The 13,850-nt window shown below is 70.8% G+C and carries 12 protein-coding genes; 7 read left to right on the top strand and 5 right to left on the bottom strand.

Translation table 11 applies throughout. The features are described 5' to 3' along the window. The first annotated feature begins 63 nt into the window (after positions 1–63). The 3 genes from AB0E90_RS29595 to dtd are packed head-to-tail and all read left to right on the top strand — an operon-like array spanning position 64 to position 4,257. Entirely contained in the window at positions 64–1,248 is a 1,185-nt protein-coding gene (locus tag AB0E90_RS29595) for an acetoin utilization protein AcuC (protein ID WP_360412844.1), read from the top strand. Between the two features lie 32 nt (positions 1,249–1,280). Continuing rightward, positions 1,281–3,821: a GNAT family N-acetyltransferase gene (locus AB0E90_RS29590; RefSeq protein ID WP_360412841.1), complete on the top strand. Its 2,541-nt coding sequence runs from the start codon at positions 1,281–1,283 to the stop codon at positions 3,819–3,821. A gap of 13 nt (positions 3,822–3,834) precedes the next feature. Next, positions 3,835–4,257, top strand: a complete 423-nt coding sequence (dtd, locus tag AB0E90_RS29585; protein WP_360412838.1) for a D-aminoacyl-tRNA deacylase — start codon at positions 3,835–3,837, stop codon at positions 4,255–4,257. Here dtd and AB0E90_RS29580 read toward each other — a convergent pair. Further along, entirely contained in the window at positions 4,254–5,042 is a 789-nt protein-coding gene (locus tag AB0E90_RS29580; RefSeq protein WP_360412835.1) for a sporulation protein, read from the bottom strand. The two genes, dtd and AB0E90_RS29580, sit on opposite strands and share 4 nt — an antisense overlap. A gap of 244 nt (positions 5,043–5,286) precedes the next feature. Here AB0E90_RS29580 and sigB point away from each other — a divergent pair, with 244 nt between their 5' ends. Beyond that, positions 5,287–6,267 carry an RNA polymerase sigma factor SigB gene (sigB, locus tag AB0E90_RS29575; protein ID WP_360412832.1) on the top strand — a complete coding sequence of 327 codons (981 nt, stop codon included), beginning with the start codon at positions 5,287–5,289 and terminating at the stop codon, positions 6,265–6,267. Between the two features lie 57 nt (positions 6,268–6,324). On the opposite strand, the gene AB0E90_RS29570 is transcribed toward sigB, so the two are convergent. Then, positions 6,325–7,002: a phosphotransferase gene (locus AB0E90_RS29570; protein WP_360412829.1), complete on the bottom strand. Its 678-nt coding sequence runs from the start codon at positions 7,000–7,002 to the stop codon at positions 6,325–6,327. Between the two features lie 18 nt (positions 7,003–7,020). Next, a complete protein-coding gene (locus AB0E90_RS29565; protein WP_360412826.1) occupies positions 7,021–7,371 on the bottom strand; it encodes a hypothetical protein in 351 nt (116 codons plus the stop codon). A 175-nt stretch (positions 7,372–7,546) separates the two neighbouring features. Between AB0E90_RS29565 and AB0E90_RS29560 the strand changes: the two genes are divergently transcribed. Next, positions 7,547–8,197 (top strand): HAD-IA family hydrolase, encoded by a 651-nt coding sequence (locus AB0E90_RS29560; protein ID WP_360412823.1) that lies wholly within the window; start codon positions 7,547–7,549, stop codon positions 8,195–8,197. A gap of 306 nt (positions 8,198–8,503) precedes the next feature. Here the strand turns inward: AB0E90_RS29560 and AB0E90_RS29555 are convergent, their stop codons facing one another. After that, positions 8,504–10,834 (bottom strand): ABC transporter permease, encoded by a 2,331-nt coding sequence (locus tag AB0E90_RS29555; protein ID WP_360412820.1) that lies wholly within the window; start codon positions 10,832–10,834, stop codon positions 8,504–8,506. After that, a complete protein-coding gene (locus AB0E90_RS29550; RefSeq protein ID WP_360412817.1) occupies positions 10,828–11,562 on the bottom strand; it encodes an ABC transporter ATP-binding protein in 735 nt (244 codons plus the stop codon). Before AB0E90_RS29550 ends, AB0E90_RS29555 begins: the two co-directional genes overlap by 7 nt. Positions 11,563–11,682: 120 nt before the next feature. On the opposite strand from AB0E90_RS29550, the gene AB0E90_RS29545 reads away from it, so the two are divergent. After that, positions 11,683–13,173, top strand: coding sequence for a histidine kinase (locus AB0E90_RS29545; protein ID WP_360412814.1), 1,491 nt, complete (start codon positions 11,683–11,685; stop codon positions 13,171–13,173). Next, positions 13,170–13,817 carry a response regulator transcription factor gene (locus AB0E90_RS29540; protein ID WP_360412811.1) on the top strand — a complete coding sequence of 216 codons (648 nt, stop codon included), beginning with the start codon at positions 13,170–13,172 and terminating at the stop codon, positions 13,815–13,817. Before AB0E90_RS29545 ends, AB0E90_RS29540 begins: the two co-directional genes overlap by 4 nt. The last annotated feature ends 33 nt before the right edge of the window (positions 13,818–13,850 follow it).

Below are 13,850 nucleotides of genomic sequence, written 5' to 3'. Positions count from 1 at the left end.
ATATTACCTCGTTACAAGGGCTTGACAGCGGTGTGCCCGGTCGCGCCGTGGCAGCATGGCGGCATGGCAGACCGGACGACCGCCGTGGTGTGGGACCAAGCCCTGCTCGACTACGACATGGGTGACCACCCGCTCAATCCGGTACGGGTGGAGCTGACCATGGCATTGGCCCGCGAACTCGGCATCCTGGACCGCCCCGGGGTGCAGATGATCACACCACGTCCGGCGGCCGAGACCGACCTCCTGCGGGTCCACCACGCCGACTATCTCGACGCCGTGCGGCTGGCGCCCACCGATCCCTTCTTCCGTGGCTGGGGTCTGAACACGGAGGACAATCCCGTCTTCGACGGAATGCACGAGGCGTCGGCCCGGATCTGCGGCGCCAGCATCGCGGCGGCCGAGGCCGTCTGGCACGGTACGGCGAATCGTGCCGTCAACGTCTCCGGTGGCCTGCATCATGCCATGGCGTCCCGGGCCGCCGGGTTCTGTGTTTACAACGACCCGGCCGTCGCCATCGCCCGGCTTCTCGACCAGGGCGCCCAGCGGGTGGCCTATGTGGACGTCGACGTGCACCACGGCGACGGCGTCCAGGCCGCCTTCTGGAACGACCCGCGGGTGCTCACCATCAGCCTGCACGAGACGCCGCTCGCCCTGTTTCCGGGCACCGGCTTCGCCGACGAGACCGGTGGCCCCGACGCGGCCGGCACCGCGGTCAACGTGCCGCTGCCACCCGGCACCGGCGACGCCGCCTGGCTGCGCGCCTTCCACGCGATCGTCCCGTCCGTGCTCCGCGCCTACGCCCCGGAGATCATCTTCAGTCAGTGCGGCGCCGACGCTCACCGCCTCGACCCGCTCGCCGACCTGCGCCTGTCCGTCGACGGCCAGCGCGCCGCCTACCTCGCGATGCGCGACCTGGCCGACGAGCTGTGCGACGGCCGCTGGGTGGCCCTGGGCGGCGGCGGATACGCCCTGGTCGAGGTCGTCCCGCGGGCCTGGTCGCACCTGCTCGCGGTGGCCACCGGCGAGCCGCTCGACCCGGCCACCCGCACGCCGTCCGGCTGGCGCAAGCTCGCCGCCGAACGCTGCCCCCAAGGGGTGGTGCCGGAGACGATGACCGACGGCGCCGAGCCGGAGATCCAGGCCTGGCAGCCGGGCACCACCCCGGACGCCGTCGACAAGGCGATCCTCGCCACCCGCGTGGCGGTGTTCCCACTGCACGGCCTCGACCCGCACGACCCCCGCGACTGAGATTCGCACGCCCACGACCGAAGGAGCCCGACGTGGAGAAGGACGCCGACGTTCTGCTCTCCGACGGCACCGCCGTCCACCTGAGGCAGATCCGCCCCGAGGACGCTCCGCTGATCGTGGAGCTGCACTCCCGGATGAGCGACCGCACCCGCTACCTGCGCTACTTCTCGCCCTATCCGCGCATTCCGGAGCGCGATCTGAAGCGGTTCGTCAACGTCGACCACCACGACCGGGAAGCGTTCGTCATCGTCAGCGGCCGCAACATCACGGCCGTCGGGCGGTACGAACGGCTCGGCGCCGGCGCGCCGGAGGCCGAGGTCGCGTTCGTGGTCGAGGACGCCCACCAGGGCCGGGGCATCGGGTCGGTGCTTCTCGAGCACCTCGCGTCGGCGGCCCAGGAGAACGGGATCAGCCGGTTCGTCGCCGAGGTGCTGCCGGAGAACGGCGGCATGCTGCGGGTGTTCAGCGACTTCGGCTATCAGGTGCAGCGCAAGTACGCCGACGGGGTGGTGCACCTGGAGTTCCCGATCGCGCCCACCGAGAAGTCACGCGAGGTGCAGGAGAACCGCGAGCACCGCACCGAGGCCCGGTCGATCGCCCGGCTGCTCGCGCCGCGCGCGGTGGCGATCTACGGAGCAAGTGCGAGCGGCCAGGGGATCGGCGCGGCGATGCTGGGCCACCTGCGCGACGGCGGCTACGCCGGCACGATCGTGGCGGTCAACCCGCGCGCCAAGCGGGTGGCCGGCCTGCCCGCGTACAAATCGGCTGCTCTTGCCGGCGCTGAGATCGATCTTGCGCTGATCGCGGTGCCGCCGCGCAGCGTTCCCGACGCGATCGCCGACGCCGCCGCGAGCGGCGCGGGTGGAGTGGTGGTGGTTTCGGCGGGATTCGCCGAGATCGGCGCCAAAGGCGCCGCCGCGCAGCGACGGCTGGTGGAGCTCGCGCACGCGGCCGGGCTGCGGGTGGTCGGCCCCAACAGCATGGGAATTGCCAACACATTGGTACGCCTCAACGCGACGCTCGCGCCTCGACTGCCTTCCTCCGGACGTGTCGGGTTTTTCAGCCAAAGTGGCGCTTTGGGGGTAGCGCTCCTGGCCGAGGCCGATCGGCGCGGGCTCGGACTGTCGAGCTTCGTGTCGGCCGGCAACCGCGCCGACGTGTCCGGCAACGACCTTCTGCAATATTGGTACGACGATCCCGGCACCGACGTCGTGCTGCTCTACCTGGAGACCTTCGGCAACGCCCGCAAGTTCGCCCGGCTCGCCCGGCGGATGTCGCGGGTCAAGCCGGTCGTGGCGGTCGCCTCGGCCACCCGCCCGCCCGGCCTGACCGGGGGCCTGCCGGGGCCGGACGCGCACGCGGTCACCGCGCTGTTCGCCCGCTCCGGCGTCATCCGGGTCGACACCGTGCAGGAGATGTTCGACGTCGGCCTGCTGCTCGCGCACCAACCACTGCCAGGCGGCCGCCGCGTTGCGGTGGTCGGGAACTCGTCGGCTCTGTCGCAGCTGGCGGTCGTCGCCTGCCGGGCGGCCGGGCTGGCCGTGGCCGAGGGCTATCCGCACGACGTCAGCCCGCAGGCCGGCGCCCACGACTTCGCCGACGCCCTCGCCGACGCGGCCGTCGACGACCGGGTCGACGCCCTGGTCGTGGTGTTCGCGCCGCCGCTGCCGGGTCAATTGCCGGATGAGGACGCCGACTTCGCGGCCGCGCTGGCCAGCGTCGCCCTGGCCGGGGAGAAGCCGACGGTGGCGACGTTCCTGCTGGGCAACCTGCCGTCCCGCGTCCCGGCGTACCCCTCGGTCGAGGAAGCGGTCCGGGCGCTCGCCCGTGTCGCCACCTATGCCGAGTGGCTCCGCCGCCCGCCCGGGGTCGTGCCCGTCCTGTCCGACGTGGACCCTTCCTCTGCCGATATCGAAGGACCGCCGTCCGAGCTGCTGGCCGCCTATGGGATCTCCGTCGTGCCGTCGACGCTCTGCACGTCGCTCTCCGCCGCGCTGGAGTCCGCCGCCGCGCTCGGATATCCGGTGGCCCTGAAAGCTGCCGGTGGCGCGCTGCGGCACCGGATCGACCTGGGCGCGGTGCGGCTGGCGCTGGCCGACGCCGATGATGTTGCCGCCGCCTATGAGGATTTATCCCGAAACTTTGGGCCAGATGTGCTCGTACAGACCATGGTCGCGCCCGGCGTTGCCTGCACCGTCGAGGTCGTCGAGGATCCCGCGTTCGGGCCGGTTGTCGGCTTCGGGCTGGGCGGGGTCGCCAGCGAACTGCTCGGCGACCTGGCCTGGCGGGCCGCCCCACTGACCGACCGCGCCGCCGAAGCCCTGGTCGACGAGCCCCGGGCGGCGCCGCTCCTGCACGGCTACCGCGGCTCGGCCCCGGTCGACCGGGCCGCCCTGATCGACCTGCTGCTGCGGATCGGCCGGCTCGCCGACGACCACCCCCGCCTGCGGTCGCTGATGCTCAACCCGGTCCTGGCCCGCCCCGACGGCATCTCCGTGCTGCACGTCGCCACCGAGATCGGCTCGCCGGCGTTGCGACCCGACACCGGCCCGCGCCGCCTGCGGAACCCGTGAGAAGGTCATCTCCGTGCGTGCATTGGTGCAGACCGTGAGCCGAGCCAGCGTGACCGTGGACGACGAGGTGGTCGGCAAGATCGAGGACGGGCTGCTCGTGCTGCTCGGCGTCACCCACGACGACACCGCTGAGACGGCTCGTGAGCTGGCCCGCAAGACCTATGAGGTGCGCATCCTCGACGACGAGAAATCGGCGTCCGACCTCGGCGCCCCACTGCTCGTGGTCAGCCAGTTCACCCTTTACGGTGACGCCCGCAAGGGCCGCCGTCCCACGTGGAGCGCGGCCGCCCCCGCCGCGGTCGCGGAACCGCTGGTCACCGCGTTCGTCGAAGCCCTGCGCGCCCGGGGCGCCACGGTCGAAACCGGGCGCTTCCGGACGCACATGCTGGTCGAGAGCGTGAACGTCGGCCCGCGTACGTTGTTGCTCGAGCTCTAGAAGAACAATCCGCGGCGCTGCGCCGACTGACGCAGCCAGTTGTCGAGCTGGCCGGCCCAGTCGACCCGGTCGACGGTCGCGTAGTCGACATCGAACCGGCCGAACGAGTCGTGCCCCTCGCTGAGGAACCCGCCCCGCTTGTCGACCTCCAGCACCACCTGAAGGCGCTGCGGAGTCGCGATGAAGGTCAGTTCCAGCTGGTTGATGCCGCTCGCGTACGCCGACGGCGGGTGGAACTCGATCTCCTGGTAGAACGGCAGTTGCTGCTCCGCCCCGTACACCCGGCCGCTCTCGACATCCGCCCGGCTGAACCGGAATCCCAGCCGCAGGAGAGCCTCGAGGATCTTCTCCTGAGCCGGCAGCGGGTGCACCGCGACCGCGTCCAGGTCCGACTTGTCGACCGCGCGGGCGATCTCGAGCTCGGTGGTCAGCCCCATCGTCATGCCGTGCAGATGTTGCCCGTACACCTCGGTGATCGGTGTTTCCCATGGCACGTCGAACCGGAACGGCACGTCATGCCGGGCGCCGGCATCCAGGCGGAACGAACCGGTCAAGCGCTGGCGGTGGAACTCCTGGTCGGTGTTGTACTCACTGTCGCCGCTCTCCACCTCGATCCGGGTGATCAGGCCGACCGCGAGGTACTCCACATCGACCGGGTGGTCGCCGCCCTGGACCTGCACCTGCCCCTCGAGGAATCCGCCGGGCCGGCAGTTGGGGTTGACCAGCACGGTCTCGACGGACGGACCGCCCACGCCGAACGCCTGCATCATTCGCTTGAAGACCATCGAACCGAATCCTCCTCGGGAGCGTTTCAAAAACACTATCGGCGCACGACAACACCCCAGAACCGGCATTTCGACCGCTTGTCGGCTTAGCGACGTCAGGGTTCTCCCTGATTCATGCCACCTGGACGCTTGCCTCACCTCCGCTTAACGCGTCCCGGGCCAAGCTATCGATCACCGGAACGAATGCGGCTGGGACGCATACGACGGTTACCAGCGGGGAGGGGACTGAAAGGTGGTCCTGCAGATGATGAAGACGGCGGATGACACCAACAGCATGACGGACGGTGTCGAGCTCCTGACCGACCTGGACGCGACGGACGAGCGTGGTGTCTCCGCGGATCTGGTCCGGGCCTACCTCAACGGCATCGGTCGCACCCGCTTGCTGACCGCGGTCGAGGAGGTCGAACTCTCCAAGCGCATCGAAGCCGGCCTGTACGCCGACGAGAGGCTCCCCAAAGCCGGCGACGACCTCGCTCCACTCCTCAAAATCATCGTTGCCGAGGGCAAGGCCGCCAAGAACCACCTGCTCGAGGCCAACCTCCGGCTGGTAGTCAGCATCGCGAAGCGGTACACGGGTCGTGGCATGGCGTTCCTGGACCTCATCCAGGAGGGCAACCTGGGCCTGATCCGCGCGGTCGAGAAGTTCGACTACACCAAGGGCTACAAGTTCTCGACGTACGCCACCTGGTGGATCCGGCAGGCGATCACCCGCGCCATGGCCGACCAGGCCCGCACCATCCGCATCCCGGTCCACATGGTCGAGCAGGTCAACCGCATGGTCCGCGCCCGCCGCGACCTCGCCGCGACGCTCGGCCGCGAGCCCGGCATCGCCGAGATCGCCAAGGCCATGGACGTGCCCGAGTTCCAGGTGATCGAGCTGATCTCCTACGACCGCGAGCCGGTCAGCCTCGACCAGGCCGTCGGCGAGGACGGCGAAAGCGCCCTCGGCGACTTCGTGGCCGCTGCCGGCGACAACCCGGCCGCAACGGTCGGCCAGGGCGAACTTCGCAACGAGGTGGAAATCGTCCTCGCCACGCTGTCCGAGCGCGAGTCCGCGGTGATCCGTCTCCGCTTCGGCCTGGACGACGGCCGCCAGCGCACTCTCGACGAGGTCGGCCGCGAGTTCGGCCTGAGCCGCGAGCGCATCCGCCAGATCGAGAAGGTCACGATGCTCAAGCTTCGCGACCCCGAGCGCGCCTCCCGCCTGGAGGCCTACGCCGGCTGACGCCGGAAAACCATCCATCGCCCGGCGGTGCTCCTCTTCCGCCGGGCGACGGCTTTTTCACGTACGGGGTAAAGCTGCGTCCCGCACCCGAGCGACCGCCGCGCCGATCATCGCCACCTCGTCCGGCGACATGGTGAGCTGCCGCCGCCGGAAGACCGCCGCCTCGTCGAGCAGCCGCACCGGATCGCCCGGCGCAAGCTCCAGGAACAGATCCACCATGATCCCGGCCCCGTCGACCAGCGGATGCTCGATCGAACCGATGGCCACCTGAGCCAGGATCAGAGCACTGAGCGCCGTGTCGAGGTCGCTCACCCCGTCACCGGCATTGCACCAGTCGATCACCACCGGCCCGCGCCGCGTCAGCAGCACGTTCTCCGGATGCAGATCGAGATGAACGATCGTGTCCGCACTGCTGCCCGCGCTGCCGCCGCCGCGGGGCGGCAGGTCGTGCAGCCGGCGCAGGAGATCAGTCAGGATGGCGACGCCGTCCGGAATGGACAGTTCGCCGGTCAGCGCCGCCTGCGCGAGCGTCGGCCCGTCGAGCCGTTCCATGACGAGGTCGGCGCCCTGCGCGGCATATACCCGCGGCACCGGGAAGCCGAGGCCGCCGACATACTCCATGACCTCGGCCTCGCGGGCCACGTCCGTCCCGTTGCGATAGCGGCGCAGCACCCGATCGTCGCCCAGCGCGAAGACGTCAGCTTCCCGCCCCGCCGCGAACGGTTTCGCATCCATGCGGCGACGGTAGCGGTCTCAGTCGACCGCGTTGCTGCTGGCGTCGCTCGTGTAGCCGTCGACCGGCGTCTCCATGGCTCCGGTCGTCGCGTCCCCGGTAGTGGTGTTCGCCACACCCGGGCCGGAGCGCGGGCGCGTCCGGAAGCTGTTCGGCCCCGCCGTTCCGCCGGTGGTGGTCAGCACCCCGTGCTCCGGGTGCGGCCCACCGTCCTGAAGCTGGTCGACATCAGTGCCGGCTGCGAGCGTGCTGGACAGCCCGGCCTCGTCATCGCCCTTCTCCGGCCGGTAACTGTTCGGCTCGTCGAAGATTCCCGGTCCGTAGTCGCTCCCGGCGATCTCCCGCTCGATGCTCTCGTCCGAGTCGCTCATTCTCGTCTCCTTCCGGACAGCCGGCCATGAGCCGGCGGGCCTTGGCCTTCCTGGCTTCCACGGCCGTTACCCATCCTCGGCACGACATTGGCACTTCTCCGGCGATCCGTACAGTGATCCGCGTCGCCGCCAACCCCACGCCGACCCGTTGACCGGCGACGGCATGATGCGAGGGGTGCGCAAGGCGATCATCTTTGACCTGGACGGAACGATCATCGACACCGAGACGCCCGAGTTCGTCTCATGGCAGGAGATATACGCAGCCCACGGCACGACCCTTGACCAGGCAGTCTGGTCACAGTCGATCGGCACCGCGGACTCCGGCTTCGACCCGTACAACCACCTCGCCTCGCTGACCGGCAAGCCGATGGACCGCGCCGCGATTCGCACGGCCCGCCACGCCCGCTTCGACGATCTGATGGCCAAGGCCGAACCCCTCGAAGGCATAGTCGACTGGCTCGACGAGGCCCGCGACCTGGGCTTGCGAATCGGCCTGGCCTCCAGCTCCGGCAAGATTTGGGTGGGCCGATTCCTGGACGCGCTCGGCCTGCGCGACCGGTTCGAGGTGCTGGCCACCCGCGACCGGGTAGAACGAAGCAAGCCCGCCCCCGACCTGTACGAACTGGCCCTCCACGAACTAGGCGCACTCCCGAGCGAGGCGCTGGCCGTAGAGGATTCCCCCAACGGCATCGCCGCAGCGAAGGCCGCCGGCGTGTTCTGCGTGGCAGTCCCCAACCCAATCACCATCGCCCTCTCGATGAACGCCGCAGACGTGGTCCTGAACTCCCTCACCGACCACCCACTGCACGACTTCCTCGACGCCTGACCCACCGGCCCCGCAGCCACATCCGCCAGCCACCCAGACCACACAGCCGACGTGACTGCTCTGCGCTTGGGCTGCTCTGCGCTTGGGCTGCTCTGGGCTTGGGCTGCTCTGCGCCTGGGCTGCTCTGCGCCGGGTTTGTCCCGCGCCTCGGCCGCTCCGCGCTGGGGCTGTCCCCGCGCCCGGGCTGTCCCCATGCCCGGGCCGCGCCAGACGAACTCTGTCTTGCCGCGGTGCCTCCCGCCGCCGCGAGCCGAGCCGGTGTGGTCGGCGGGCTTCGGGCCGGAGTCGGGAGCGTGGTTGGGGGTGTCACGATGTCTCCCGCGGTGGGCCGATGTGGCGGAGCCCGGCGCGGGCAGGGAGGACGCTTCCGGCTAAGGCCAGGAGCAGGCAGACTGCGACAGCGGCGGCTGCGGTCGGCCAGGGCACGGTCAGCGGCAGCGTGCTTCCGGTTTGCGACCGCAGGCCGACCGTCGCGCCCCACAGGGCGATGATCGCGGCGCCGCCACCGAGGCCTGCGCCGATGGTGACGACCAGCGTTGACTCGCCGGCGACCGCGAGCAACACCTGGCGCGGTGTGGCGCCGGCGAGTCGCAGGAGGCGGTAATCCGGTGCGCGCCGGGCCGTAGCCATGAACAGCGTGTTAGCCACCGCGAGTGCGCCGTAGCCGACGGACACGCCGATCAGCAGGAGCGTGAAGATCCAGACGAGCCGGTCTTCGTCGGCGTCGGCCTGGCGTGAGTAGGTAGCGACGTCGACAGCGCGTGCGCCGACGGCCGCGGCCTGCGACGCGCCGGTGGGCAGCGGCAACGCCGTGGCCAGGGCAGACGGGTCATGTTCGCGCACCGTCTGTCGGCTCACAAGGAAGTCCGCCGGAATCGTGCCGTCCGCCGCGACCCCGACGATGCGCAACGGCCGCCTCACCCCGTCCGCGAAGCTCACCTCGATCGCATCGCCGAGTCGCAATTGCAGCTGAGCGGCCCGCCACCCGATGATGACCACCGTGTCCGGCGCAGCAAGAGCCGGCCCACGGTCGCCGGCGGCCGGTGAGGCCGGATCGAGACCGATGGCGGGCGCCACTGTGCCGTTCAAGTAGAGCTCCGTCGGTAGCGGCGCAGCGCCGGCCGCCGTGTCGGTCAACCCCGGCGTGCCGTCCGGGATCAGGACCGTGCCCGTTCCGGCGGCATCGGCTCGGCGGCTCGCGTAAGCAGCCGTGCTGGCCTGCACGTTTCCCGCGATGAAGACCGCGAACGCGACAGTCAGCAGAACCGGTGCCGCCGTCGATGCCGTCCGCCGCGCACCGGTCAGCGCGCTCTCCCGCATCACCGTGCCGATCGGCCCGCGCACCGGACGCAGGACCACCCAGACGATCGGCGGGACCGCGGCCGGCGCCAGCACGGTCGCGGCCATCACCAGCGCCATCACACCGAGCAGCGCGAAGGTTGCCAGGTCGCTCAGATCGTCGGTAACGAGCGTGGCCGCACCGGCCGCCACCCCGAGCGCGGCGAAGAGGAGACCGGCGATCCAGCGAGGCCGGGTCATCGGCCGGTCGTCCACGGCAGCCTGCCGTAACGCCTCGAGTGGCCCGATGGCCGATGCCCGCCGTGCGGCAAGCACCGAACCGGAGACGGCGATGACCGGCCCGGCCGAGAGACCGGCGAGCAACGGCCACAGATGAACGCCAACGGAGAAGGACTCCGGCTCGAAACCCGCGTCGACCAGCACTCGGCCGATCACGGGCGCGGCGAGCGTGCCGAGCAGGGTGCCCGCAACGCCGGCGATGGCACCGACGACCGCAGCATCCCGCATGATCATTCGGCGAACCTGGCCCGGTGTAGCGCCGACAGCACGCAGCAGGCCGAGCTCCCGGCGTCGCTGATGGACGGTGAGCGCGAAGGTGGAGGCGATCACGAAGGCGCATGCGAACACCGCCAGCGCGGTCATGCCGGTCAGCACCTGCATGCCGATCCACCGGGTGCGGGCGTCGGATCTCGACTCGAGATCACCGAGCGCGGCGCCGTGCAGAATCGTCGCACCGGGCGCGGCCTGCCGGACCTGTTCCGGGTCGGGGTGCCCGGTGAGACCGATCATGCGGACGCCGGGAGCGAAGGCAGTCGCCGTGCCGTCGGAGACGTAAAGCCGATCGGCGTCGACCAGACCGGCGACCGTCCACTGTGCCGGACCGGGCGCGGTCAGGATGGTCACCGCGCTGCCCACCGGCAGACCCAGACTGCGCGGGACCACGATCTCCCGGGCGGACTGTGCCGGCCGGCCGGCGACCAGCGAGTCCGAGGCCAACGCGGAACTCGCCCAACCATGCGCCTCCTGGACGGTCGTCACCGGTTTGCCGCCGAGCACCGGCTGCGCATAGAAGCGCCGGTCGGGAACCGCGACGGCGACTCCCGGCACGGCCGCGAGCCGTGCGGCGAGGGCGGTTGCCTCGGCGGACGACCATGGCCGTGACTCGGGGAACGGGTCGGCCGGTGTGCTCACCCCCGGACTCCGCACCGCCACAGCCACGGCGGCGAATCGATCCGGCACCTGCGGTTTGGCCGATGCGAGGAGAGCCAAGGTGAGGGTGACGATCGCGGTGCCGAAGAGGACCGCGACAAACGCGCCCAGGCGATCTCGCGTCAGCATGTCGCCTCCACCGCCGCCATGCGGGTCGCGATCGACTCGGCCGACGCGGCCGCGAGCCGGTCGATCAGCTGGCCGTCGGCCAGCAGGAGCACCTGATCGGCGACCGCTGCGGCGACCGGATCGTGGGTGACCATGACGACCGTCTGGCCGCGCTCGTCGACCAGATCGCGCAACAGGCCGAGGACCTGCCGCGACGTGTGCGCGTCGAGCGCGCCGGTCGGTTCGTCGGCGAACAGCACGGCCGGCCGGGTGAGCAGGGCGCGGGCGATGGCGACCCGCTGCTGCTGGCCGCCGGAGAGCTCGACCGGGCGGTGCCGTGCGCGATCGGTGAGGCCGACCCGGGCCAGCGCGGCGGCAAGCTCGGCCTCGTCGACGCGGCGCCCTGCGAGGCGTGCGGGAAGAGCGACGTTTTGCGCGGCGGTGAGCGACGAGATCAGGTTGAACGCCTGAAAGACGAAGCCCACCCGCTCTCGGCGCAGCACGGTCAGACCGGTCTCGTCCAGGTCGCCCAGGGTCACTCCGTCGAGCACCACCTCGCCGCCGGTCGGCCGCTCCAGCCCGGCAGCACAGTGCAGCAATGTGGACTTGCCCGAGCCGGACGGGCCCATCACGGCGGTGAACGTGCCGGCCGGAAGGTCGACCGTGACACCGTCGAGGGCAGTCACCTGGTCGGGGCCGGCGCGGAACTCCATGCGCAGATCGCGGAGCGAGACCATCGGTGTCGTCATGGCTGTCGACGATCCTCGACCGAGGCGCGGGTGTAGTCAGACCGTGGTCCATAGATGCGAGCCCGAACTTCAGACCCTGGTCTGACGCGCCGCTCGTCCTCCCTCATTAATGTCTCGGGCATGACCACCGCCGCGCCTTCCGTGCTCCTCCGGGGCCTCAGTCGTGGCCAGCTGCTCGCCTCCGACGCGCTGCTGGCCGTGGCGGTCGCGGTGCTCGGGTGGATCGCGGCCCTGGAGGTTCCGCTGCCGTCGCGCCCCGGCTGGCATGAGCCACCCTGGGTTTCATTCCTGATCGGAGTGTCACTGGCGGTGCCGGTCGCCGCGCGGCGGCTTCGCCCGGCCGGCGCGGCATGGTTCGCGTTCGTCCTCGCCGCGGCGGTGACGGCAGGTGGGGTGATCCCCGACTATGCCGGGGTGGCTCCGACGGTGGTGCTCGGCCTCGTTCTCTACACGGCCGGCCTCGAGCTCGACCGCCGCTCGTCGGTGCGCATCGTCGTGATCGGCCTGGGCACGACGGCGGCGGTGTTCGGGTGGGCGGCCCGGGAACCGTTCGAGGTGTTGCTGGTGACGTGGGTTCTCGGGGCCTGCTGGACGATCGGGCGCACGATCCGTGAGCGCCGCGCCTACGCGACCCGGTCCGCCGAGCAGGCCACCGAGTTGGCCCTGGGTGAAGAACGACTACGCATCGCCCGCGACCTGCACGACATCGTCGCGCACAGCATGAGCGTGATCGCGGTCCGGGCGACGGTGGCCGATCACATCGCCGACGTGAACCCGCAGCAGATGCGGGAGTCGTTGCAGGTCATCGCCGCCACCAGCCGAGACGCCCTGACGGAGCTGCGCCGGGCGCTTGCCGTGCTTCGTGCCGAGGCAGTCGTCGTCCCGGCTCCCGGGCTCGCCGACCTCGAAAGACTGGCCGCGGCCGCCCGCAGCGCGGGCCTGAGCGTCGACCTGCAGATGCGCCGTGTCGACTCGCGGCCGGAGGGCGTCGATCTGAGGGTGAGCGGCGTCGACTCGCGGCCGGAGGGCGTCGATCTGAGGGTGAGCGGCGTCGGCTCGCTGCCGGAGGGCGTCGGCCTCACGGTGTTCCGGCTGGTGCAGGAAGCGCTGACCAATGTGCTCAAACACGCCCACGCCACACGATGTCGCATCGATGTCGTCATCGCCTCTGACGAAGTCCGTGTCGAGGTAATCGACAACGGCCTGACCGGCACGCTCGCCGATCGCACCGCCGGGGGTCGCCCGGCGGCCGCTACTGCCGAGCGCGGGGCGAACGAGGCGATGTGTGACGGGATGAGTGCGGCCGTCGACCGGGCGATGACCGGTGCCCGTGAGGGTGGAGCGGGCGAGGCGGTGCCGGTCGGGATGAGGGCGGCCGCCGACGGGGCGATCGGTGATCGTGAGCGTGGGGCGGGCGAGGCGGTGTGGGGCGGGAGGTGCGACGCCGCTGACCGCGGGGTGGCCGGTGCCGGCGGACACGATGTGGGCGGGGTGGGGCAGGGGTTGATCGGGATGCGGGAGAGGGTCGCGATGTTCGGGGGCGAGTTGGTGGCCGGGCCTGGGGCCGAGGGCGGGTGGACGGTTGCGGCGACACTTCGGTACCGGTCATGAGCGAGGTCCGGGTCGCTCTCGCCGACGATCAGGCGCTGTTGCGGGCCAGCTTCCGGATGCTGATCGACCACACGCCCGGGCTCGCCTGTGTGGGTGAGGCCGCTACCGGCAGGGAGGCCGTTGAGGTCGCTCGCCGGGAGCGGCCGGACGTGGTTCTGATGGATGTGCGGATGCCCGAGATGAGTGGCATCGAGGCGACCCGGGAGATCTGTCAGGGCGTCGCGGCGTTGCCGACCCGGGTGATCGTGCTGACGACGTTCGATCTGGATGAGTATGTGTTCGGGGCCGTTCGGGCGGGCGCCAGCGGGTTTCTGCTCAAGGAGGTGCTGCCCGACGAGCTGATTCGGGCGATCAAGGTGGTGGCGGCCGGCGAGGCATTGCTGACGCCGGCGGCCACGCGGCGGCTGATCTCGGCCTACGTCGCGCAGCCCGAGCGCCGGGTGAAACCGTTGCCCGAAATGACGGCCCGGGAGCGAGAGGTGCTGGTGATGGTGGCACGGGGTCTCTCGAACGAGGAGGTCGCCAACGATCTCCATCTCAGCATGGGGACGGTCAAGACCTACGTCGGTCGTCTTCTCGCCAAGCTCGGCGCCCGCGACCGGGCTCAACTCGTGATGATCGCCTACGAGACCGGCCTGCGCTGAGCGGTCGGGGCGGAAGAAGGTGCGGGCGTCTGG

The sequence above is a fragment of the Actinoplanes sp. NPDC026619 genome, from assembly GCF_040638295.1.
Classification (GTDB): domain Bacteria; phylum Actinomycetota; class Actinomycetes; order Mycobacteriales; family Micromonosporaceae; genus Actinoplanes.
Note: the sequence above shows the minus strand (reverse complement) of the source record. Positions and strands in the feature narration are given on the sequence as shown.